The following is a 24397-nucleotide window of genomic DNA, read 5'->3' as shown; positions in this document are numbered from 1 at the left end:
CGACTTTATATCTGAATGGGATTTTTGCTGAGATTATTTTCGAAGAATACTCTTTTCGTCTTCTTTATATTTCTGCAAATTATTGCTCTGGTTTTGATATTCTCCAGAAATGCCATGCAGAAATCCTGGATAGCGGGGCAGACAGCTGCGTTCAATTCCTGGGTTTCAGGATATATTGATGAAGGAGTTTCTTATCTGAAACTAAAACAGATCAACGAAGATCTTGTGGTTCAGAATAAAGCCCTTATGACTGAACTCTACGGAAAAGACGGATCAAAGAATCCTGTTTTCAAAAGAGTTCATGATACCATTGGTGGTGGGCAGATCTATACTTTTGTTGATGGAGAAATTGTTTTCAACAGTATCAACAGAAGGAACAACTATTTTACAATCAACCGCGGCCGTAGAGATGGAGTCTTTCCTCAGATGGGGGTAATGGCGCCAAGAGGTATTGCGGGAATTGTAATTAATTCTACAGACAGTTATGCATTAGTTCAGTCGGTCTTAAGTGTCAACAAGATCAGAATTAATGCAGCACTCAAAAATTCAGGATATTTCGGTACTTTAACGTGGAATGGTGATAACTCCAGAGTGATGCACCTTGCAGATATTCCAAAGTATGTTGCGTTAAAAGTAGGTGATACTGTTGTTACAGACGGTAAATCTGCAATCTTCCCTAAGGGAGTAACTATTGGTACTATTGCAGGATATTCTGTAGATAATAAAACCGGCTTCTGGGACATCTCCGTTGAGCTGAGTGAAAAAATGGGAGCGTTGAATAAAGTGTATGTAGTGAAGAATCTTAAGAAAGCAGAAGTGCAGAAGATTCAGGACACTATGCAGGCTGTAATAAAAAAAGAAAATGATTAGCAGGACTTTATTTACTGATATATTGATCATGATTTTTCTTGTGGCATTACAGATATTTGTATTGAACAGGATTACGCTTTTCGGGAAATATACTCCGGTATTATATCCCGTATTTGTCATGTTTTATCCTTTTTTCAGGAATAAATTTCAGTTCCTGGCATTGAGCTTTTTAATAGGATTGTCTATTGACGGTTTTCTGTATTCGTGGGGGATCAATGCATTTGCGACAACGTTGATTGCTTATTTCAGAACGCTGATTTTCAGAACTTCTACCGATACGTCTACGGACTTTTTCTCTTTTCAGTCCCTTCAATGGGCACAGTTTTTACTGTTTTTATTTTCTAGTATTTTTCTGCACCAGCTTTTGGTACAGTATATAGAATTCTTCAAGTTTAGCAGATTTTTCGAAATATTGTTTAATGTGTTGGTGACTAGTGTAATTTCATTTATATTTATAGTCATTTACGCATTAATATTTAAAATCAAACAAAAAGTTTGAACACACGTTATTTTAAAATTTTTTCCATCCTCGTTGTCATCGCCCTTATTTTTGTGGCGAGACTCGCCTATTTACAGTTGTTTACAGACCGTTATGCATTAAATGCTGCAAATACCTCCATCAAAACCGAATATGTTATTCCACAGCGTGGAGTCATTTTTGACAGGAATGGTAAAATTATGGTGGGAAACCAGCCTGCTTATGAAGTTTCTTTTACACAGGCCTTAATGCGACCGGATTTTGATACTCTTGGTTTTTGCAGTCTGATGAAGATCTCCAAGGCAGATTTTATCAAAAGAATTGATGTTATTAAAAAGGAAAAATATTATTCCAAACTGACTCCAATGACTTTCCTGAAGGATCTGAGCAGAGAAGACATAGCAAGAGTTCAGGAAATTATTTTTAAATACCCGGCCTTTAATATTGTACAAAGACCTCAGCGTCAATATGAAGTTTCTACTTCAGGTAACCTTCTGGGATATACCAGCGAAGTAAATGAACGTGAAATAAAAAAAGACTCTGCATACTATTTACCAGGAGATTTTATCGGAAAAACAGGGGTTGAAAAATCCTACGAGAAAGAACTTCGTGGAGTAAAAGGAGTGAAATACATCCAAAAAGATATCAGGCTCCGAAATATCGGTTCTTATAAAAACGGGTCTTTGGATAAAGATGTGATTACCGGTAAAGATATTACATTAACTATTGATTATGATCTTCAGAGAACAGCTGAAGAAATGCTTGTAAACAAACATGGTGCAATTGTAGCTTTAGATCCTAATAATGGGGAAGTACTGGTTGCGGCTACCGGACCGGATATTGATCCGAATCTTTTCACCGGACCCTACAAATCAAAAAATTTATATGCCCTGTCAAAAGATACGCTTTACGAAAATAAGCCCACTTTTGACCGTTCTTTACAGGCAGGATATCCTCCGGGGTCAACATTCAAATTATTGACTGCTCTGGCGGCAATGCAAATGGGAGTAATGGATGAAAAGACTATTTTCCCTTGTGGTGGCGGTTTTTTCTATAAAGGGAAAAGAATTAAGGGGCATGGTGGAGCTGATCCGCTAATTCCTTCCATTCAGGTTTCCAGTAACTGTTTCTTTACCTATGCATTTATTGCTATTATCAAGAAATATCCAGGAAATCCTTCAAAAGGTGTTGATGAATGGAAAAAGATCATGAGCAGCTTTGGAGTGGGAGAATTTTTGAATAATGATTTTGCTGTGGGAGCAAAAGGAAGAATACCTTCAGGAGATTTTTACGAAAAAAGGTTTAAAGCTATCATGAAAGCAAGCGGTTCTCAACGAACTGATTTTAAAAACTGGGATGAAATGTCAACTGGTGCTATCTATAATGGGATGGGGCAGGGAGATGTTTTGGTAACTCCTATTCAGCTGGCCAACTATGTAGCAGCTATTGCTAACAAAGGATGGTATTATACGCCTCATATCGTAAAAGCAATTGACGGAAAGGCAAACCCGGATCCAAGATTTAAGGTTAAACACCAAACGCTGGTTGATCCAAAACATTTTGAGCCCGTTTTAAAAGGGATGGAAGCTGTAGTTTTGAGAGGAACGGCAAGAGGTTTGAAATCCAATGACTTTACACAATTAGCAAAAACAGGTACAGCACAGGTTCCGCAAGGAAAGGATAACTCTATCTTTGTATTGATTGCTCCTGCTGAAAAGCCGAAAATTGTTGTAGTAGCAGTAATGGAGCATGCAGGATTCGGGGCAACATGGGCTGGGCCGGCCTGTACGGTAATTGCTGAAAAATATATTACTGGTGATTTGAAAAGAGAAAATCTTTATAAAAAAATGATCACCTCGAGTTTCATGCCAGAGTATAAAAGGCAGTGGATTGCAGATTTGAAACGTAAAGGGTTATACGTTGATCCTAAACCGGATTCAATTAAGCAAAAAAGAATAAAAGATAGTCTGGAGCTGGTAAAACAGCAAAAAGCCAAACTACAGAAAAAAATAGAAGAGGAAACTAAAAAGAATAACACGGCTAAAAAAACTGTCAAGCAATGAAATGGACTGAAGGAATAGATAAATTAGGCCTTGGGCTGTATTTCCTGCTTTGTGTTTTTGCCATTGCAAATATTTACAGTGTTGACCAGAAACTAGGGGAAAAGCAATTGATCTTTTTCTGTATTTCATTATTTGTAGGACTTATCATATTTTTCAGCAGAAGTAAGTTCTTTGAAAATATGGCCGGGATTATTTACATTGGCGGAGTCTTGTTGCTTATAGGACTTTTTCCTTTTGGAAAAGAAATTCTGGGACAGAAAAACTGGTATAAATTTGGAAGTTTTACCATGCAGCCTGTAGAATTTGCGAAGATAGGAACTGCGCTGATGCTTGCCAACTATGTTTCCGGACCTGATTTTAACCTTAAAAACCGGAAGTCATTATGGACTACCTTAGCCATTATTGGTGTACCGGCGGTTGTTGTTCTTGCTATTCCGGATGTAGGTTCCATGCTTGTATTTATTGCATTTTTCATTGCTTTATACAGAGAAGGACTGAGTGGTCTTTTGTTTGGAATAGGATTCCTTTTTGCCGGAGTATTTCTGATTTCATTAGCAGTTCCTCCTGTTTATGTTGCAGTGGCTGTTCTGGTAATTGCCGGTATTCTGATAGCGATGAATTATCATAGAATGTCCTGGGATGTAATTTCTATTTCAGGGATTTCAGGATCTGTTCTTTTACTGTGCGGACTGGCTTTTGCATCTCCAACTATTTTAGAAAAACTTCCTAAACACCAGCGAGAAAGAATTGATGTTCTTTATAAAGGTGAAAAGGCATTTAGAGATACTTCAGGATACAACTTGTTATATTCCAAAACAGCTATCGGATCCGGTGGGCTTTGGGGTAAAGGATACCGTGAAGGATCAGTTACCCAGGGAAAATTTGTACCCGAGCAGGAAACGGATTATATCTTTTGTACAGTAGGAGAAGAATGGGGTTTTTTAGGAAGTGCAATTCTTATCTTATGTTACATGATTTATATCGGAAGAATATATTATCTCGCAGAAAGGCAGAAATCTACTTTTAACCGTGTCTTCGGATATTGTTTTGCCTCAATTCTGCTAATGCACTTTTCAATCAATTTAGGGATGGTTATGGGACTTTTTCCTACAGTTGGGATTCCTCTTCCGTATTTTAGTTATGGAGGAAGTTCTTTGCTGGCATTCTCTATGATGACTTTTATTTTCTTTAAACTTAATTATTCTGATAAAAACAGTTTGGTGTAGAATACGGAATTTAGAAGCTGGTTGGTGGAGGGTTACAATTTTTCTGCTTGAATTCGTTTCAAAATAAATCAGCGGAATCTGCAAAATCAGTGAGAGAAAAATAACACTCATCAACACAATTTTTTATGAAACAGTCATATTTCTCCGACGAAAATTTCGAGAACAAAGATTTCACACAGCATTCTTTAGAAAAAGGAGAGTACGAAAACTGTACTTTCCGGAACTGTAATTTTGAGTATGCAAACCTTTCGGGATTCAGCTTTACAGACTGTGAATGGATAGAATGTAACCTCAGCATGGCAAAGCTTGTGAGGACGGCTTTTCATAATGTGATTTTCAAAGAATGTAAAATGTTTGGTCTTCAGTTTACTGATTGTAATGCATTCGGATTATCTTTTGCATTTGAAGGATGTGCTTTGAATAATTCAGTTTTCTACCAGACATCCATTAAGAAAACGGTTTTCAAAAATTCCAGATTGATTGAAGCAGATTTCACAGAATGCGATGCATCAAATGCTATCTTTAATAATTGTGATTTTTCAGGCGCTGTTTTCGATGCTGCAAACCTTGAAAAGGCAGATTTCAGGACTTCGGTTAACTATTCAATAGATCCGGCTTTAAACAGGCTTAAAAAGGCCAAATTTTCGCTTTCTGAAATATATGGACTCTTGTATAAGCTGGATATTGAAATTGATAAGAATAGCTGATGTCTTTGGCCGTATAACGATTGCTTATAAAAGATATAAATATTGATTCAGTAGGAGTGGGTTGTAGCCGATTTTATTTTTAATACATATTCCTTTGACTTTAGCCGAAACTTAGCCTTACTTCAAACATATAAAAAAGCCATCAGAATTCTGATGGCTTCATTATTTAAATCAATTATTTATAAAATTAAAAATTTGCTGGTGTAGCGGGAGTAGTTGCTGCTAAGTTATTGTAAGCGTCTCCTTCTTCGTTGATTACTCTCTTTGCGAATCTGAACTTAGGTCCCCAATAAGAATCATTCAGTGAAGAAATCATTACTCCTTTTGATGTTGCTGCGTGGATAAACTTAATCTCACCCTCTTCAGAAACACTTTCTACAATACCTACGTGAGAAATTCTTCTTCCGTGAGAAAAGAAAATCAAATCTCCTTTCTGTAGTTCTCCTTTTTCAATTCTTTCCCCTTCCTGAGCCTGAGATGCTGCTACTCTAGGTAAGCTAAGGCCTGCTGCTGCTCCGAATACAGAAAGAACAAAAGCTGAACAATCTATACCGTTTCTTGTAGTTCCTCCGTATCTGTAAGGAGTCCCAAGGTACGTTTCAGCTTCTTCAAGGATACCATCAATGGTTTTATTATGTTTGATTGCTTTTGCAATCTCAGAATTCTTAACTGCTTTTTTAGCACTAGCGATAGATGCTGCTTTTTCAGCAAGGAAAGAGTCGATAAGTTTCTGCTTATCCTGCTCTATTCTTTTGTTATCTATAGAAGCTAGTTTGGCATCTGTTTTGTATTCTTTTGTGTAAGTTGCTGGTTTTGAAACCACATAATTTGTAGCGCACGATTGCAATGAAACTGTAGTAACTAAAGCAACTAAATAAAACAAAACTCTTTTCTTCATATATATTTGATTATCCGTGTTAAAAAGGAATATTTATTTTCAAAAGCAATACAAAAGTAGAGATTCCGAATAAAAGACCCCTGATATGATAATTGTCAGGATCTTATTTTAACACATTTTAACATATAATTTGCATATGTTAAAGAAAAATAAACCGCAACGGCCTATTTTTGGTAAGTGTGCGGTTTTTTTTATTAAGATTCTTTAACAAACTAAATCGATTTTCTTCTATATATCAGGTTTTGTAATTTAAAACTCTCATTTTCAAGACTGTTAATAAAACAAAAAAATTCCCCGGAAAACCGAGGAATTTAAACTAATATGGAACTTTACAGGACGTTATTTTGTAAACAACATTTCTCTGTATTTTGTCATTGGCCAAAGCTCATCGTCTACCATCATTTCCAATGCATCAGAAGCCTCTCTGATAGGATCGAATAATGGTTTTACTTTGTTACAATAGCTTTCTGCCTGTTTTTGGCTGTCTGAAATACCTTTTGCTGCTTCTCTTGCTTTAAGAAGATCTTCAACACCAAGTTTAATTTTAGAAACATTTTCAGAAATGCTTGTAATTAAACTCATCTGTTCTTTAGCTAGCGATTTGAATTCTTTGTCACCAAAGATTTCTTTAAGACCTTTTACGTTTTCAATTAATCTGTTCTGATAATTTAATGCAGAAGGAATGATGTGGTTTCTTGCGATATCACCCAGCACTCTTGCTTCAATATCAATAACAGTAGAGTACTTCTCTAATTTAATTTCATTTCTTGCCTCTACTTCTCTATGGTTGAAAATTCCCATCTCTTCATATAGGTCTAAGAATTTTTTATCCATTTCCTGCTTTAAAGCTTCCGGAGTTGTTTTAAGGTTGTTCAATCCTCTTTTTTTAGCTTCTTTAGCCCAGTCATCAGAATATCCGTCTCCTTCAAACATAATGTTTTTACATTGCTTGATGTATTCTCTCAATACATTAAAGATAGCTTCATCTTTCTTAAGACCAGTTTCAATTAAAGCATCAACTTCTTTCTTGAAATCATTAAGCTGTTTTGCTGCAATAGTGTTCATTACAGTCATAGACTCTGCGCAGTTTGCAGAAGAACCTACCGCTCTAATTTCAAATTTATTTCCTGTAAATGCAAATGGGGAAGTTCTGTTTCTATCAGTATTATCTAATAAAATTTCAGGAATTTTTCCAACTACATTTAATTTTAATTCTGTTTTCTCTTCCGGAGATAATTTTCCGTTCGTTACTTTTTCAAGTTCTTCCAATACGCTGAACAGCTGAGTTCCGATGAATACGGAAATAATTGCCGGTGGAGCTTCATTGGCGCCAAGTCTGTGGTCATTGCTTGCAGAAGCAATACTTGCTCTTAAAAGATCTGCATATTCGTGAACCGCCTTAATGGTGTTAACAAAGAATGTTAAGAACTGTAAGTTTTTCTTTGGATTTTTTCCTGGGCTTAAAAGGTTTTCTCCAGTATCTGTAGCTAAAGACCAGTTGTTGTGTTTTCCGCTTCCGTTTACTCCAGCGAATGGTTTTTCGTGGAAAAGAATGTGGAAGTGGTGTTTGTGAGCTACTCTTGCCATAATATCCATCAACAATGAGTTGTGGTCTACAGCAACGTTTACTTCTTCAAACATTGGTGCAAGCTCGAACTGATTTGGTGCAACCTCGTTGTGTCTTGTTGTTGCAGGAATTCCCAATTTCATACATTCGATTTCCAACTCTTTCATGAAGTTCATTACTCTTGTAGGAATAGAACCAAAATAGTGGTCATCCAATTGCTGTCCTTTTGCCGGTGAATGTCCAAGTAATGTTTTACCTGTTAATACAAGATCCGGACGAGATTGATATAATGCTGAATCTACAAGGAAATATTCCTGCTCCCAACCCAAAGTAGGAGTTACCTTCGTTACGTTTTTGTCAAAATACTGCATTACATTAGTTGCAGCTTCATCTACAGCGTTTAAAGCTCTTAAAAGAGGAGCTTTGTAATCTAATGTTTCTCCTGTATAAGAGATGAAGATGGAAGGAATACATAATGTAGTTCCCATAATGAATGCCGGAGATGTAGGATCCCAAGCTGTATATCCTCTTGCTTCAAAAGTATTTCTGATACCTCCGTTCGGGAAAGACGATGCATCAGGCTCCTGCTGAATAAGCATGTTTCCACTGAATCTCTCGATAGCTCTACCTCCTTCAATTGGAGTGAAGAATGAGTCGTGCTTTTCTGCAGTAGTACCCGTCAAAGGCTGAAACCAGTGAGTGTAGTGTGTTACACCTTTGCTCATTGCCCAGTCTTTCATTGCTACAGCTACCTGGTCTGCAATGTGTCTCTGGATTTTAGTTCCTTTTTTAATAGCATCCATAATAGAACCGAATGCTTCTTTAGTTAAATATTCTCTCATTGTTTCTTCTGAGAAAACATTTTTACAGAATAGCTCTGATAATTTCGCAGGGATTTCAACAGAGTTGTCTTTTCTGAAATCCTTAAATGGAAGGGTTTCTAATGCTTTGAATCTTAAGGTTGACATAATTGGGTTGATTTTTTACAGGGCAAATTTACAAAAAAAATGAATTGAAAATATTTTAACCCTAAAAATTTTAGGGGTATTTTGAAAATTTATATAATTTAAACGCTTGTTTGGGTGTTTTTGTTGGGGTGTGTTGCTGATTTGTGGTTAAAAGTTAACATTCGCAGGCTTGAAAAACCAGAGATATTAACTTTAGCCGTGCAAAAAGAGAATATACAATCCGATGGTGTATGGAATTGTATAGCATTAAAATTACAATTATTTTAAACTAATTCTTGATTTTTTTCTGAAATAAGTGAAAAGATGAAAGAGAAATGGAAAGTGAATACAGTACAGGTTCAAAATAATACTACAATAAGTATCAGACAAAATAATAGAACGGGTTAAAATATTCCAAAATAAAACCCGCTTATCTATAGGTTTTAAACAACTTATTAAAAGATAGTTAAAATAAGTTGAGTGGAGATTTTGTATATTTGTGTGAAATTTATTTTATGACAAATTCTAGAGCAAGAGAAACAACGGAGGCTATTGAAAGACTGTACATTTCTATGAGACACTTATTTTATAGAGGATTTTTCAAGCCAGGAGGAGTTTCAGGAGAGAGCATCAGAAGTTTGCTGAAGACAATCAACCCAGAGATTTATGGTACCATGAATATTCCAAGCAAATTGGAACTTGACGGGTTGATGTATGTTTTAGACAGACTTCCGGAAGGGATTGAAGAATGTGCTTTTATTCATCTTACATCAGATGAAGGGTTTGATAAAGGAAGTTTCGAACCTATTGTTCCTAAGAAAAGAAGAAGAAACTGTTATAGAATAGACGAACACCAGATGAATATTGAGGTTCTTTTGGGCCGTTCCGAAATTTATGACATTCTTACCCATCTTACCTTCCTTTTTATAGAAGCTGATAAAATCCGTAACCTGGCATTCATCCAGGACGAAAACTGGAAACCGACACGTGCCTTCAAAATTATTGAAGAAGTGGTGAAGGGTGAAAAGAAATACAGCAGAAAAGAAAAAGAAGTGGCACTTATTCATCTTTCTTCTTTAATAGGAAGATCTTTTGATGAAACGCTAAGAGCTTATAATACTTTTGGTGATGATCATAATCCTGACCGTTTATTCAAAATTATCTACAACTTAGGAAAGGTAAGTCTTGAAGATGCTAAAAGCAGCAGAGAAAGAGAAATTCATTTCAGTTCTATATTAAAGGAAAGAGTAGGGCATCATTATTTTGGTGAGAAATGGGCGAATAAAGTGAAAGAGGTTTTATTTGAAAACAATCTTCACATGCGTCCGCTGCATATTATTTCTGCCAATATGCACTCTGTGAAAAATATGCTGTATGCCAATAATGCACTTAAAAAGAAACAGCATCATGAAGTGGATTATAAACTGTACGAAGATATTTCGAACAAAAAAGAACTTCGTGATAAAGTTTTAAAGTATGCTTTGGATGAAGGGATGATTCATATTGCCGATAAAAGTGGAAGTAATATAGATGTTCAGATTATAGACCTCAGCAAAACAGATCTAAAGAATACACCATTTGCAGATTGCAAGTTCGGAGGAGATGATGTAGTAATGGTTTTTGACTATGCATTCGGAGAGCAGGCTTTTGAGGTAATGGATGAGCTTTTAAGACCTTTTGAGCACAAAGGGGAAATCTATATGATGAAAGTGAAATCTGTCTCTATTATGGGGAAAGCAGGAATTCTTACAGGAGAAAAAGGAGATATTATGATTCCTACTTCTCATATTTTTGAAGGAACTGCGGACAACTATCCATTTGAGAATGCATTGAAGCTGGAAGATTTCAAAGATGATGAATTAAAAGCTTTTGAAGGCCCAATGATTACTGTTTTAGGAACTTCACTGCAAAACAGAGATATTTTATCCTACTTTATGAATACTTCATGGAAAGCGATTGGTCTGGAAATGGAAGGAGCACATTATCAGAAAGCGATTCAGGTAGCGTCGAAGATCAGACACCATATTTCACCGGATCTGTTTGTAATGTATGCTTATTACGCTTCTGATAATCCATTGGAAACAGGAAGTACATTATCTTCAGGAGGGCTTGGGCTTACAGGAGTAAAACCAACTTATCTGATTACTTTAAGAATCCTTGAGAAAATTCTAAGAAGCGGAAAGAAAGAAGCTTCAACTAAAAAATAATTGTAATTCAATAGTATAATATCAACCTCAGATGTATTTTGCATTTGAGGTTTTTTATATTGAGAAAACTTATGAGCCTCTGTGTTATCTGCAAAACCTGAAGGAAGTTTAAAAATGATTATCCAATTGCCTATCTTTAGAAAACAAAATACTACACAATGAGTTCAGTATCAGAATTATCAAAAAGATTCAGAGAAGTGCTGCTTGACGGTTTCTGGATTGCCAATACCAATTTTAAGGATCAGCTTTCAGATGTAACCTGGGAACAGGCTGTGAAGAAGGTAGATTCTTTAAATACGATTGCTATGCTCACTTTTCACATCGATTATTATATTGCAGGAATTGTCAATGTTTTTGAAGGAGGAGATCTCGAGATTAAAGATAAATTCAGTTTTGATCTTCCTCCCATAGAATCCCGGGAACAATGGGAAAATCTGTTAAATAAACTTTGGATAGATTCTGAAAAGTTTGCTGCATTACTTGAACAGATGCCCGATTCTAAACTTGATGAAGTTTTTGTTGATGAAAAATATGGGTCTTACCGCAGAAATATAGACGGAATGATCGAACATAGCTACTATCACCTGGGACAGATTACTCTAATCAAAAAACTGTTGAAGAACCAGTAAAAATTACTTTTAAAATAACATCACCTTGTCAGGGTTTTAAACCTTGGCAAGGTGATGTTCAAATAAAGCCCCTAAAAAGTTTAACAATCTCGATTAATATTCATCTAAAGCTATATTAAACAGACTAAAATCTCAAAATAACTCCTATTTGAGGATCTTGTTTAAATTACTACCTTTAAAAAAAAATAAAATTTTAAATGAGAAAATCGGCTGCAATCATTTTTGCGTTTATCATTTCACAATTTCAGGCTCAGCAAGGAGCTTATTATCAGCAGGCTGCGAAGTACAAGATGGATATTGATGTCAATGCTGAAAAATTTACCTATCAGGGAAAACAGACTTTAGAATACACCAACAATTCGCCGGATGAGCTGAATGTGGTATATTTCCATCTATATTGGAATGCTTTCAAACCTAATTCCATGATGGATCAAAGAGTGGCTTCCCAAGGCAAGAATGGTGACGGAAGGTTGCAGAAAGATGGGATCTCAAGGCTTGCTTCTATTCCAAAAGATCAGGAAGGAGCTCAGAATATCCATTGGATTAAACAAAATGGGAAAGACCTGAAATTTGAAGTTCAGGAAACCATTATGAAAGTATACCTGGCAGAACCTATAAAACCGAATTCTACAACTACTTTTACAATGGATTGGGATTCCGTGATTCCTCAGCAGATCAGAAGAAGCGGAAGAAATAACAGGGAAGGAGTAGACATGACAATGACGCAGTGGTATCCGAAAATTGCTGAGTACGATTATGACGGCTGGGCAACCTTTGATTATCTGGGAAGAGAATTTCATGCTCCGTTCTCAGACTTTGATGTTACTATTAAAATCAACAAAGATTATGTTGTAGGAGCAGGAGGTATCCTTGAAAACCCAACAGAAGTAAAAGGATATGATGCCAATGCTAAAATAAAAACTGAAAAAGACAAAAAAGCAATCTGGAAATGGACGGCAAAAAACATTCTTGATTTTGCGTGGAGTGCAGACAGAGATTATTCTGTAGAAAGCTTCAATGTTCCGGAAGGTCCGAAAGTCTATCTGGTATATCAGAAAAACGATAAAACAAAAGCATGGGGCGAATCACAGCCTTATATCACTAAGTATTTCCAGATTATGAATGCCCACTTTGGAAAATATGTATATCCTACTTATGCATTCATTCAGGGAGGTGACGGCGGAATGGAATACGGAATGTGTACCATGATTTTAGGTGAAGCGAAAAACGTTAAAGATTTAATGGGCTTAATGGCTCACGAAGGATCTCACTCATGGTATCAGCAGATGCTGGCTACCAATGAATCTGTACGTCCATGGATGGATGAAGGTTTTACAAGCTATGCGGAAGGATATACCATGTATCAGCTATTTCCTGAAGATCTGCCGAATCCTTTTATGGAAAGATTGGATGCCTACAGAAAATTTATTAAAAAAGGAATAGAAGAACCTGCAGTATGGCTGGGGGATCACCATGATAATGGTACATCTTATACATATGCATCTTATGTAAAAGGAGAATTATACCTGGTGCAGCTTGGATATATTATGGGAGAACAGAACCTTGCAGAAACCTTGAAACAGTATTATGACCAATGGAGTATGAAACATCCTTCTGACAGGGATTTTCTTCACATTGCACAAAAAGTTTCCGGAATGGATCTGAAATGGTTCCATAATTATTGGATCAACACTACAAAAACAATTGATTACGGAATAAAAGATGTAAAATACGATGCAAAATCTACAACTATTACCTTAATCAACAATGGTCAGGTTCCAATGCCGATAGATTTCGGAGTGATGACAACCGATAAGAAAATAGTGACTTATCAGATCCCGCTGAATATGACTCACACATGGAAACAAAAAGATATTTATGGTGATCTTAAAACAATGCCTTACTGGCCCTGGACGCAAAAAGAATATACTCTTACCATTCCTTACACCAAATCTCAATTATCTGTTCTTGGAATTGATTTCAGCCAGAGAATTGCAGATGTAAATATGGAAGATAATTTTGTGGAAGTAAAATAATGAATACAAAATAATACAATAAACGGCGCGGAAATAAAATTTCCGCGCCGTTTATTGTAAAGAAAGGACTGGCTGGCACATGTTGATATGTACAGATATATTTTTAAGATAGACTTAATTTATAAGAGATCCAAGGCTAGTTTTTATAAAAATGATTAAATTTAGTCCCTCAAAATCAAGCAGGAATTTCAATTATAAATCATGAATTTCTTCTGAAAAATATATCAATGAATTCAATCGTAATAAACGTAGGAAACAGCAATATCAGATTTGGTCTTTTCAATGGTGATAATTGTGATATTTCGTGGGTAATCAATACAAAACCTTACAGAACGGCAGATGAGCTTTACGTACAGATGCTGATGCTTTATCAAACTTATAAAATTGAGCCAACAGAAATCGACAAAGTAATTATTGGGTCAGTAGTACCTCAGCTTACCAAAGTAATGAGCTCCGGTATCAAAAAGATTCACGGAACTACTCCTGTAATTGTTGATAGGTCAACTCCTTCAGGAGTCCAGGCGAAATCTAAGCAGATGGGAACAGATATTTATGCAAATCTTGTGGCGGCACACAATCTGTACCCTAACAGGAAGAAAATTGTTATAGATTTCGGAACCGCTCTTACAGCCAGTTGTGTGACAGAAACAGGGGAAACCCTGGGAGTGATTATTGCTCCGGGAATTGTTACTTCCTTAAATTCATTGATCAACCAGACCGCACAGCTTCCGGACATTGAACTGAAAAAGCCAAAATCTGTTTTGGGATTGGATACAGTAACCTGTATGCAAAGCGGAATGGTATATGGCTTCCTGGGAATGGTAGAAGGCTTTGTAAGCCGCATCAACGAGGAGGTAAATGACGATTGTTTCGTAGTAGCAACGGGAGGTGTCTCCCATATCTATAAACCTCTGACAGATAAGATTCATGTGATGGACAGGCTTCATACATTGAAAGGCCTTTATTTCCTGGGGAAAGATTTATAAATTAAAAGATTAAGGCTGGGTTGAGCTCAAGTCATATCTTATCTTACACTTAACTTTAACCTTAATACAATGGAAAAATTTCCCATCATAGAAACCAAAAGACTTATTCTCTCACAACTGGAAGAAAAGGATGTTCCTTTTATTGTTGAATATCTTCAACATAGGATTTATTCTGATCTTACCTCTAATATTCCGTATCCTTACGTAGAAAATGATGCCAGATCCTGGCTGAAAATGTCAAAGGAAGCTTTTGATAATCAAACAGGATATACTTTTGCTATCAGGAACAAAGAAGGACATATCATAGGTGCTATCGGACTGCATGACAGGGATGATGATAAAGCGGAGCTTGGGTACTGGATAGGAATACCTTATTGGAATAAAGGATATGTAACTGAAGCAGCAGGAGCAATTGTAGATTTTGGTTTTAAGGACCTGGGTTTCCATAAGATCTTTGCTACCCATTTTCTTCACAACCCGGCATCCGGAAGAATAATGGAGAAAATAGGAATGGAGCAGGAAGCTGTTTTAAAGCAGGAAATGAAGAAAGATGGAGAATATTTTGATATAGTGAGATACTCTATTTTTAAAGACTGATTGTAAGGAATATGAATACATTCCTGATTCTATAAAAACAAAAGCCAGAGAATATTTTAATTTTCTCTGGCTTTTTATACTATTATTATCTAAACTATTGGGAAAAGGTTAAAGTCCACCAAGACACGAATCAAATTCTTTCAATGAAAAGGTTATCTTTTACTTTTAAAAAAATCTTTAACAATAGAAGAACATTCGGCTTCCATGATGCCTGTAATGATTTCTGTTTTCGGGTGCAGAGAAAGATGTTTATTGATAAACCCTCTTTGTTCATCCCGTGCGCCAATCACCACTTTTGAAATCTGAGACCAGGAAAGTGCACCTGAGCACATCACGCATGGTTCCATTGTTACATACAATGTACAGTCTTTTAAATACTTTCCTCCAAGGAAATTGGCCGCTGAAGTGATGGCCTGCATTTCTGCGTGAGCAGTAACATCATTCAGGGTTTCGGTAAGATTGTGGGCTCTTGCGATAATCCTGTTATTGGAAACTACTACACATCCAATAGGAACCTCATCTTTTTCCAAAGCGGCTTCTGCTTCCTGCAGGGCCATTTTCATGTAATATTCGTCAGTAAACATTTTTTAATCGGTGATCGTTAAAGTTAAAGGTAATTTAAAACGATAAGTGGTAGGATCTCCTTTTATCATTGCCGGAGAGAACTTTTCTGCAAGAGAATATAATGCAATTTCTGCCTGTCTGTTGAAGGTGAAATTATCGCCCTGTGCATGAACATTGCTTACTGTACCATCTTTTTCTACAATAAAATCAACATCTGTTTTTATCATTTTTTCTAAGGAATAAACCCCATCAACGTATAGCAGATTGGCAACTTCCTGTCTCAAAGAATTAAGCCCTCCGGGATAATCCGCAACCTTTTCTGCATCAGAAAATTTTTCGGATGGATTTAATTTAGGATTCCTGATGGTTTGGAGGTCTTCCAGGTTTCTAACCTTTAATAAAGCCCCGATCAAGGCATTGTTTTCAATGCTGTCCATTTTTTTCATGAAAAAGAGAAAATCTCCTTTTATTGCCACTTTTTTATCCATATTGGATTCAGCATCAAACTTTTTTTTGAACTCTTTATTCAGCATATTTCTGTGCTGGTTATAATAGCTCTTTACAAGCCTGAATTCTTCTTTCTGCTGTGCCAGAAAAAAGGTGGAAATAAAGCAGCTGATGCCAACAAATAAAGTTTTCAATAAGGGTATATTTATGTAAATATAACAAAAAATATGAAATGTGTTTTTTATGATCAGCTTTCAAGATAACGGTTCAAAGATTCCTGTAAATGATTACGGATGTCATCAACTAAACCTTTAGGTTCCAGAACAGTTACTTCTTTTCCATAAGAAAGAATTTCCTGCATAAAGTCATAAGTAGGATGAAGGAAGAACTCAAAATAAATCTCTTCCGGAGTTTCTTTGGTCTCTTTCTGCGATTGATGAAGAGGAAAGCTTCTGATGTACTCTCCCTGATGGCGGCTGCATTTCAATACAATATTCTGTGGTTTCTGCTCCGTCAGATTCATTACTCCGAATGCATTTTTGAAATGCTCTCTGAAATTATATTTGTACTTCTCTCTAAACTGATTTTTGGCTACGTCAAGATAGTTGATTCTATCAAGCCCGAAAGATTTTAAAGCTTTATCTTTGGTGTCAATAGCAATAAGATACCATCGGTCTTTGGATTCTTTTAAGGCTAAAGGATGAACTTTTCTGGAGGTCATCAGTTTGTTTTTATAATTGTAATGTTCAAAGCTTACAACCCTTTTATTTCGGATGGCAAAGAACAGATCATAAAAATGTTCCACACCGGTTGGTTTGCGGCTTTCAAAAAATATAAAATCTGAAAAATCCGGATGAAGATTCAGAGCGTTACTTACCTGAAAAGATTCCAGTAATTTCTGGTTGTACTCATCCACTTCCATGATTGGTCGGCTCTCGATATAGTATCGGTTATCCCCCTTTTTCTTGTTGTGAATAGAAAGATTAAAAAGATCGGAAATCTCCCGGATATCCCTTTGCAGGGTACGGATAGAGTAGCTCTTGATTCCGGCATCCTGGAATTCAAAAGAATTTAAAAGATAGTCCTCCAGCTGGGAATAGGTAGCCGGAGAACTTTCTAATCTTTTAATTATTAAGGCATATCTTGTCAGATAAAAATCTTTCTTCATTTCTCTTTTTTTAGGATGCAGCAGAACTGCGTTTCATGATAAAGTTTTATAAGACAAATATATGCGGTTAATGCGACAAAACGTGTCGTGTTTTATTTTTTATCTAAAAAGTATCTTATTCAAAATCTTCTCTGAGGAAGTTGTCAATGTCGTTCAGATAGTTTTCATAATCTATCTCAGCATTTTCTATGTCGCTCCATTCTATTGTAAAGAGGTTTGCGTCAAAGAGTAATTTGGTATCGGGTGTTTCCATGTTTTGTGTTATAAGATGTTGGTTACATTCTGAACATACTTCAGGTTGTTCAGCATAGGCGAATGTTGAATTCAAAGGCTTTTTAAAGTTTTATGGATTCTTGTTTTGTATCTTTTGATACTCCAAAGATATCGGGGCAAAACGACAAAACTTGACGTGTTTAAAAAATATTTTCCAGTTTTAAAATATAATCTTTAAAGCTTATATTAGATAGTTATAAGGTTCAGGGCTTATATTTTATTTCTAATGAGTTTTTGAACAATCTGATTCAGGATTTCTCTGTTGTCATCAATATAGCTCAATCCGGCCTGTATAAGGTTTTCAATATTAGACCTTTTTACGTTATCCATTGCCGGAGATGCGTTTTTCAGTGAGGGATTCAGGCGGTAATAGTTTTTCTGATTTCTCAAACCCAGTGTCTGAAACATCTGTTCCAATTGATAATCTACTGTTTCTGCATTGGCAGACATTAAAATATCAATAATCGGGCTTACCCAGCCAATTTTCCCGGCTTTTTCCAGTTTTTTAAAAGGATAAGGTCTGGCTTCAATTCCTGTTCCGATAGAAACAATAATCATATCATTTACACTCGGATGGTTGGCTTTCTGATGGTTCTTTAAAATTTCGGCAAAAGGAATTTTTCTTGCCTCTGCATAAGCACAAAGGGCAGGATTATTGGCAAACATTCCTCCGTCAATCAGGCTGAAGATCTGTCCATACATGGATTTGATCTGTACCGGACTAAAATAGGTAGGTGCGGCTGAAGTTGCCCTGCAGATATCTTTTACGTAGAAGTTATCTGTGCTGAGGTTGGCATTCCATGAATTGAAAAGTTTTGCTCTTCTGTTCTCAATGTCATAACTTGTTATTAAACATGGTTTTATTAATTCTTTTAATTCTAAATTTCCAAAAAAGTCATTTAAATTCCTTTCAAGTGATTCCTGTGGAATTTTTTCATTCAATAATCCGAATGGATTAACCAGTTTTTCCCAAAAGGAAACCTGGAAGATATCGCCGCCCTTTTCTGCATATAATTCTAATCCTTTCTGAATAGAATATTTTGCTTTTCGGGTTTCGTCGGGACATAGAATAATAGAAGCAATCAGACCTCCGGTGCTGCTGCCTGCCACCAGGTCAAAATAATCCCCAAGCTTAGCTGTTGGCTTATCATAATACTGGAGCTGCTCTTCTATGTAACGCAGAATAATACAGGTGATGATTCCTCTTATTCCACCTCCGTCCAAAGAAAGAATGGTTGTCTTTTTCATGTTATTTTTTCATTTTTTTAAAGAAACATTTAGCAGCTTTAGACAAGTAAAACCAATAGATTTCCGAAAAATATCTATTGGTTTCAGCTTATTATAAGGATTGCTTTTGGTGTTTTCTTATAAAGTAAAGATAGACGGAGGAAGCGACAGAACTTGTCGTATTATAAATGATTTTAATTAATTTTATCAAAAAAATGGAGCTTCAAATCAGAGAGTTAGTCTTTTAATGGTTTGATAAATGAGAGTTAAAAAACAACATAATTCTGCTTATCTCTAGGCATCTTTAAGAGTGTTCTCCATCTGGTTTTTACGGAACCTTTTTTAGAGGGAATGTTCTTTTTTTCAAAGTGGGGAAGGTCTTTGAAGGTTTTCCAGCTTCCACCCCAGTCCCAGCCATGGCGGGCAAAGATTTTTACACACTCATACCAATCGGCAACTTTGTCATTATCCCAATCTTTTACTGTATCCCAACTTACCGTTTTTCGGTCAATCACCAGGCAGATATCTACGGCAAGACCATAATTGTGGATGCTTTGCCCTGCTTTAGCATTGGTCACCTTTTTTCCGGAAGTAATTCTTCCGATCGCATAATGCTTTTCCTGCTCTTCAAAAGATCTTAATCCCTGGGTGATTCTTATCTTGGCCCTTCCGGTAAGGGCTTCATTACATTCTTGTATAATTTGCTTCACTTCATCTCTTACCAGCGGATGAAGTTTCTGAATTTGTTCCAAGGTTACTTTGTCCATATTTCCTATTTTGTTATAATACAAAAGTATAGAGCGGAAGCGACGAAACTTGACGTGTTTTATTTAATTTTTTGTGTGAGATGTTCCTGAGTGTTTGAGAATGACCAGGCCTGTGGAATAGGATTAAATAAATGTTTTTGAATCCAAAATTAAAACACTAATGCGACAAAATGTGTCGTATTTAATAATTTTATTCATTTGTTTTTCAGACTGTTAAATATGATGTTAATTATGGTATAAAAGATTATTTTATTCTTTAAAAACTCTAATTTTGTGTAGATATTTATCATACAACTGTCATGTATGCACTTGTAGATTGTAATAACTTTTTTGTTTCCTGTGAAAGGACTTTAGATCTTGATCTTGAGGGCAAGCCCGTTGTGGTTCTTTCCAACAACGATGGGTGTGTTGTATCCAGAAGTAAAGAAGCAAAAGATCTTGGAATTCCTATGGCAGCCCCGGCATTCAAGTACAAGGAGCTTTTTCAAAAGTATGATGTGAAAAGTTTTTCTGCAAAATTTGAATTGTATAATTATAAAAGCCAGCAGGTGATCAATATTGCCAAATCCTATGTTCTTGATTATGAAGTCTACAGTATTGATGAGCTTTTTCTTGATTTAACAGGATTTAAGTATATCGATATTCATGAATATTGTTCTAAAATCAAAAAAGAGATTGATGAGAAAGAAAATATTCCCGTAAGTATCGGAATTGCTCCCACTAAGACTTTATGTAAAGTTGCGAATAGAATTGTAAAAGAGTTTCCGGATAATTTTAATGGCGTTTATATTCTGGATTCTCCTGAAAAAATTGAAAAAGCATTGAAGTGGCTTAATATCGCAGATGTTTGGGGAATCGGAAGAAGACTGGCCGTCAAAATGAACGACAGTGGCGTCTATAAAGCCTGGGATCTTCTTCAGAAACCTGAAATATGGGTTCGGAAGATGATGGGAATTCATGGCGTAAGGATGATTAATGAACTGAAGGGAATTCGTCAGCTGGAACTGGACGCTCCTTCTCCTAAAAAATCTATTGCTGTTACCCGAAGTTTTATGCAGATGCTTACAAAAAAAGAAGAAGTAAGGGAAAGGGTAGAAACTTTTGGAATGTACTGCTCAGAAAGATTAAGAAAGCAGAATACCTGTTGTAAAATGATTACGGTTTTTGTGCAGACCAACCGTTTTAGGAAAGATCTGCCTGAATACAGAAATGCAATGACCCGGATTCTTTCCAATCCTACCAATTCCTCAATCTTAATAGGAAGAGTGGTTAATGAACTTTTTGAAGTTATTTACAGAGACGGATTTCATTATAAAAGGGCAGGGGTGATGGTGAATGATTTTGTACCCGAAGATCAGAGACAAATCAGCCTTTTCGAAGAAGATATACAAAACCAGCATCTTCCCGTGATGAAAGCCATGGATGCCATGAACCGAAAATTTGGGAAGGATAAAGTCCGCCTTGGAAGCATGAGTGGTGAAAACACCTTTGGACGTGCAAAACTGTCTCCGGAATATGAAGCTTTCCTGAAAAAAAATACATTGCCGGAAGCTAATTTCAGGTTTCATTAAAGCCATTCCTAATTCAAAAATTCTGTTTATTTTCGTCATTCTTACTGAATGAAAAATAAAACGACTGAGATCAATAATCTATTACAGCAATTATCCCGGGAAAATCTTTCCGGATACAAGATTGTTGATTATTGGGATGCAGATACTACAGCGTTAGGATTGCAGAAAGGAAATGTTGTTGTCTATATTTCAACATTCAGCTATTCTAAAAGCAATCATTATGATATTATTATTGAAGAACTCGAAACAGGTAAAATATTGAAATCGGGAGACAAAAAATCATACCACGAACTTATTCATGACTTTCTGATTTTTTTTCTAATGGCGCCTTCAAAATAATATTTTTCTTTAAAAAATAAGAATACTTTAAAAATTTCCCATAAAATAGAAGGGTAGTTTTATTTTAAATAGTAAAATTCCGTATTTTGATAATGTGGAATAAGTGCTTACTTATCTTGTTTTCAGTGGTTTATGTGTTTTTGTTTTAAAGGCTGCTATTGTACATGATGTGCTTTTACATTTATCTTTGGCCGAGAATTGTACACGTTTTAAACCACAAATCAAATGAAAAATCTAAGTATTTGGATGAAAGGAATACTGATTCCCTTGTGCTTTATCAGCTATTCAAAAGCGCAGGTTGGTATTAATACTTCAAATCCTCAATCCACTTTCCATGTGGATGGGGCAAAAGATAATCCCACCTCCGGAGTTCCTTCTACCACACAGGCTGCTAATGATGTTGTCATAACTTCTACAGGAGAAATAGGGATTGGAACATTATCTCCTGCTGTTAAGATAGATACACGGTCTGCAGTCAACACAGATAATTCAATAGGAATAGGTGAGACCAGCCAGACGGCCTCATCAGCAGGTGGAGGTGCTGTAAGATATAACCCTCTGAATGGCGGAAAAATGCAGTACTCAGATGGCGTTGTGTGGCAGGATCTTATTTCTTCCCCTACCAAAGCTGTAGTGGTAGCTAATATTCAGGCAGCGAACTTTGCTGTTAAAATTCCTTATCAGGTTTCTACAGGTATTGCCGGATGGACGGAGATTTCTGATCCTACGGCAAACTTTACTCCCGGAACAGGTATTTTTACAGCGCCAAGAACCGGAGTATATCTTGTCTCTTTTACCTATGACTTTGTGAGAATCCCTATAGTTTCAGGCTATTTTTCGGAAGCGAGATATGTAGTGAACGGAAACAATACTGTTAAAAAATGTGTGAAATCTTTCTCCAATATTTCAAAACAGGCACAGGTTGCAGGTTCTTGTGTAGCCGGAGTTCAGCTGAATAAGGGAGATACTCTTCAGCCATATATCTACCAGTCTGTTTATAATGGTAATCTAAGTCTGAGGACAGATCTATCTTCTGCAAGCAATGATTATGGCTTTGTAAATCTTTCTATTTTAGAACAATAACACACTTTGATATGAGAAAAAAATTAGGACTGGCTTTATGTATGGGCTGCGGCATGTGGATGCAGGCTCAGATAGGAATCAATATGTCTGCCCCGGAAGGAACGGTGCATATAGACGGACAGAAAAACACAAATGCTTCAATACCTTCCAGTTATTATGATGATATAGTGATTACTCCTGCAGGAAATGTAGGAGCAGGAACAAAATCTCCCAAAACAAGACTGGATCTTAGATCCAATGAACGTTTAAATGCAATCGGAATTGGGGGAACTTCACAATCTGCTTCTGCAGCTAAGGCCGGAGCGCTGAGGTATAACTCCGGAACACAGGATCTGAGCTATTCTAATGGAACCTCATGGATCATTCTGGCTCATAAGACCTCTAATGACTTTGTAGATGCAGAAAACTCTTCGACACAAAGTTTTGGTGATGGAGTGCAGACCGCTGTTACCAGCTGGACTAAAAAAACGGATGTAAATAGCAGCTTTAATGCTGGTACAGGAATCTTTACAGCCTCAAAAACAGGAGTATATATTGTGTCCTTTACCTTTTCATTAGCATCCGGAAGCATTGCCAATGATTCAAGGTATGAAACTTTGATTCAAACCAATTCAACATCTTCCACTACCAATAAAGTGTTCAAGTGTGTAGGAAGCTATCCCGGAACCAATACCATTGGAAACCGTGTTGCGGGAAACTGTTCAGGAATTTTTAACCTGAACCAGGGGGATAATATTACAGTAAGCCTGAATCAGAAACTGGGAAGTTCAAAAACTTTGGATACTGATGCTACACTTACTTCTTTAAGTATTTTCGGATTATAAAAAGACAGATGATGAAAAAAAATTGTTTACTGATTTTAATGACTTTAAGCTTCCACTGTGTATTTTCACAGGTTGGAATCAATACTCCAAATCCACAAGGTATTCTGCATATTGACGGACAAAAAGATAATCCTGTTTCAGGGTCAACATTTACCCCAGCTCAGCAGAGTAATGATATTCTTGTGAATAGTACCGGAAAAATAGGAGCGGGAACTCTCATCCCGGTTGCAAAAATTGATGCCAGAAATTCCGGAAACGGAGCCATTGGCTTTGGAACTTCTTCACTAACTGCGCTTGCCGCTGATGAGGGAGCAGTACGCTATAACAACGGAGTGGAATATTCTAATGGAAATGAATGGCTTCCTTTGCTCACAGCACAACCCACAAATAATAAAGTAATTGTTATTGCAGCTAAAACCAATAATAATGTAAAACTGGCCACTCCGTCTATTCCGACGGTAACTACAGGATTGCAGAACAGGGCAAGTAATTATCTTGTAGACTGGAGTAAAACATTTGAAAGTAATTCCGGTACAAATTTCAATGCTGCCACAGGTATTTTTACTGCACCCCGAAACGGAATTTATGTAGCTTCTTTCACTACAGATCTGGCTCCATTAGCAATTAATTATACTACAGATCCTTTAAATCCTATTCAGATAGAAGCGATCTGGCAGCTCTATGATAATACGGCAGGATTGGCAGTTACCAATATTGTAAATACGGTAAAGTGCGTTAATACCATGTCCTCAAACAGTGTAGGAAATATTGATGCAGGAAGTAATTGTACTGCCTCATTTTACATGACTGCAGGGCAGAGGCTGATGCCTTACATTTGGTTTAATTTAAATAATTCAATTGTTGCTAATTTCTCATTAAATAATACAGGTGGTTATAATAATCTTACCATTGCAGAACAGTAA

At 36.3% G+C, this 24397-nt stretch carries 23 protein-coding genes; 15 read left to right on the top strand and 8 right to left on the bottom strand.

Features of this window, described 5'->3' with window-relative positions; translation table 11 throughout:
* Positions 1-15: 15 nt before the first annotated feature.
* From mreC to OL225_RS15860, 5 genes are all read left to right on the top strand, one after another.
* Positions 16-870, top strand: coding sequence for a rod shape-determining protein MreC (gene mreC / locus OL225_RS15880; RefSeq protein WP_047376236.1), 855 nt, complete (start codon positions 16-18; stop codon positions 868-870).
* Entirely contained in the window at positions 863-1369 is a 507-nt protein-coding gene (locus OL225_RS15875) for a hypothetical protein (RefSeq protein ID WP_002982456.1), read from the top strand. The genes mreC and OL225_RS15875 overlap by 8 nt, the downstream gene beginning before the upstream one ends.
* Positions 1366-3411: a peptidoglycan D,D-transpeptidase FtsI family protein gene (locus OL225_RS15870; RefSeq protein WP_047376241.1), complete on the top strand. Its 2046-nt coding sequence runs from the start codon at positions 1366-1368 to the stop codon at positions 3409-3411. The genes OL225_RS15875 and OL225_RS15870 overlap by 4 nt, the downstream gene beginning before the upstream one ends.
* A complete protein-coding gene (gene rodA / locus OL225_RS15865; protein ID WP_264518892.1) occupies positions 3408-4637 on the top strand; it encodes a rod shape-determining protein RodA in 1230 nt (409 codons plus the stop codon). The genes OL225_RS15870 and rodA overlap by 4 nt, the downstream gene beginning before the upstream one ends.
* Positions 4638-4762: 125 nt before the next feature.
* Positions 4763-5344 (top strand): pentapeptide repeat-containing protein, encoded by a 582-nt coding sequence (locus tag OL225_RS15860; protein WP_047376244.1) that lies wholly within the window; start codon positions 4763-4765, stop codon positions 5342-5344.
* 187 nt (positions 5345-5531) lie between these two features.
* On the opposite strand, the gene OL225_RS15855 is transcribed toward OL225_RS15860, so the two are convergent.
* Both OL225_RS15855 and OL225_RS15850 read right to left on the bottom strand, forming a co-directional pair.
* Entirely contained in the window at positions 5532-6242 is a 711-nt protein-coding gene (locus tag OL225_RS15855; protein WP_047376246.1) for a C40 family peptidase, read from the bottom strand.
* A 339-nt stretch (positions 6243-6581) separates the two neighbouring features.
* Positions 6582-8777 carry a glutamine synthetase III gene (locus OL225_RS15850; RefSeq protein WP_047376247.1) on the bottom strand — a complete coding sequence of 732 codons (2196 nt, stop codon included), beginning with the start codon at positions 8775-8777 and terminating at the stop codon, positions 6582-6584.
* Between the two features lie 494 nt (positions 8778-9271).
* Between OL225_RS15850 and OL225_RS15845 the strand changes: the two genes are divergently transcribed.
* The 5 genes from OL225_RS15845 (at position 9272) to OL225_RS15825 (ending at position 15211) form a co-directional block, all read left to right on the top strand.
* On the top strand, positions 9272-10963 hold the full coding sequence (locus tag OL225_RS15845; protein ID WP_047376249.1) for a DUF6909 family protein: 1692 nt from the start codon (positions 9272-9274) through the stop codon (positions 10961-10963).
* A gap of 158 nt (positions 10964-11121) precedes the next feature.
* Positions 11122-11592, top strand: a complete 471-nt coding sequence (locus tag OL225_RS15840; RefSeq protein ID WP_264518891.1) for a DUF1572 domain-containing protein — start codon at positions 11122-11124, stop codon at positions 11590-11592.
* A 197-nt stretch (positions 11593-11789) separates the two neighbouring features.
* Positions 11790-13628 (top strand): M1 family metallopeptidase, encoded by a 1839-nt coding sequence (locus OL225_RS15835; RefSeq protein ID WP_047376253.1) that lies wholly within the window; start codon positions 11790-11792, stop codon positions 13626-13628.
* Between the two features lie 227 nt (positions 13629-13855).
* Positions 13856-14614, top strand: a complete 759-nt coding sequence (locus OL225_RS15830) for a type III pantothenate kinase (RefSeq protein ID WP_047376255.1) — start codon at positions 13856-13858, stop codon at positions 14612-14614.
* Positions 14615-14683: 69 nt separating this feature from the next.
* Positions 14684-15211: a GNAT family N-acetyltransferase gene (locus OL225_RS15825; protein WP_264518890.1), complete on the top strand. Its 528-nt coding sequence runs from the start codon at positions 14684-14686 to the stop codon at positions 15209-15211.
* A gap of 152 nt (positions 15212-15363) precedes the next feature.
* Here the strand turns inward: OL225_RS15825 and OL225_RS15820 are convergent, their stop codons facing one another.
* The 6 genes from OL225_RS15820 to OL225_RS15795 form a co-directional block, all read right to left on the bottom strand.
* Positions 15364-15795, bottom strand: a complete 432-nt coding sequence (locus OL225_RS15820; RefSeq protein WP_047376259.1) for a nucleoside deaminase — start codon at positions 15793-15795, stop codon at positions 15364-15366.
* Positions 15796-15798: 3 nt separating this feature from the next.
* Positions 15799-16416, bottom strand: a complete 618-nt coding sequence (locus OL225_RS15815) for a hypothetical protein (protein WP_264518889.1) — start codon at positions 16414-16416, stop codon at positions 15799-15801.
* A 53-nt stretch (positions 16417-16469) separates the two neighbouring features.
* On the bottom strand, positions 16470-17390 hold the full coding sequence (locus OL225_RS15810) for a helix-turn-helix transcriptional regulator (protein ID WP_047376261.1): 921 nt from the start codon (positions 17388-17390) through the stop codon (positions 16470-16472).
* A 115-nt stretch (positions 17391-17505) separates the two neighbouring features.
* Positions 17506-17643: a hypothetical protein gene (locus OL225_RS15805; protein ID WP_264518888.1), complete on the bottom strand. Its 138-nt coding sequence runs from the start codon at positions 17641-17643 to the stop codon at positions 17506-17508.
* Positions 17644-17873: 230 nt separating this feature from the next.
* Positions 17874-18911 (bottom strand): patatin-like phospholipase family protein, encoded by a 1038-nt coding sequence (locus tag OL225_RS15800; protein WP_047376264.1) that lies wholly within the window; start codon positions 18909-18911, stop codon positions 17874-17876.
* 245 nt (positions 18912-19156) lie between these two features.
* Positions 19157-19657 carry a M15 family metallopeptidase gene (locus OL225_RS15795; protein WP_047376265.1) on the bottom strand — a complete coding sequence of 167 codons (501 nt, stop codon included), beginning with the start codon at positions 19655-19657 and terminating at the stop codon, positions 19157-19159.
* 299 nt (positions 19658-19956) lie between these two features.
* Here OL225_RS15795 and OL225_RS15790 point away from each other — a divergent pair, with 299 nt between their 5' ends.
* The 5 genes from OL225_RS15790 (at position 19957) to OL225_RS15770 (ending at position 24397) form a co-directional block, all read left to right on the top strand.
* Positions 19957-21228 carry a Y-family DNA polymerase gene (locus OL225_RS15790; protein ID WP_264518887.1) on the top strand — a complete coding sequence of 424 codons (1272 nt, stop codon included), beginning with the start codon at positions 19957-19959 and terminating at the stop codon, positions 21226-21228.
* Positions 21229-21276: 48 nt separating this feature from the next.
* Complete coding sequence (locus OL225_RS15785; protein ID WP_264518886.1) at positions 21277-21567, top strand: hypothetical protein; 291 nt, start codon at positions 21277-21279, stop codon at positions 21565-21567.
* A 225-nt stretch (positions 21568-21792) separates the two neighbouring features.
* Complete coding sequence (locus tag OL225_RS15780) at positions 21793-22650, top strand: hypothetical protein (RefSeq protein WP_047376268.1); 858 nt, start codon at positions 21793-21795, stop codon at positions 22648-22650.
* Positions 22651-22661: 11 nt separating this feature from the next.
* Positions 22662-23474, top strand: a complete 813-nt coding sequence (locus tag OL225_RS15775; RefSeq protein WP_052184630.1) for a hypothetical protein — start codon at positions 22662-22664, stop codon at positions 23472-23474.
* An 8-nt stretch (positions 23475-23482) separates the two neighbouring features.
* The gene (locus tag OL225_RS15770; RefSeq protein WP_264518885.1) at positions 23483-24397 is read left to right on the top strand and encodes a hypothetical protein; all 915 of its coding nucleotides are present in this window, start codon (positions 23483-23485) and stop codon (positions 24395-24397) included.

The organism is Chryseobacterium viscerum (assembly GCF_025949665.1).
In the GTDB taxonomy this organism is placed as follows: domain Bacteria; phylum Bacteroidota; class Bacteroidia; order Flavobacteriales; family Weeksellaceae; genus Chryseobacterium; species Chryseobacterium viscerum_A.
Note: the sequence above shows the minus strand (reverse complement) of the source record. Positions and strands in the feature narration are given on the sequence as shown.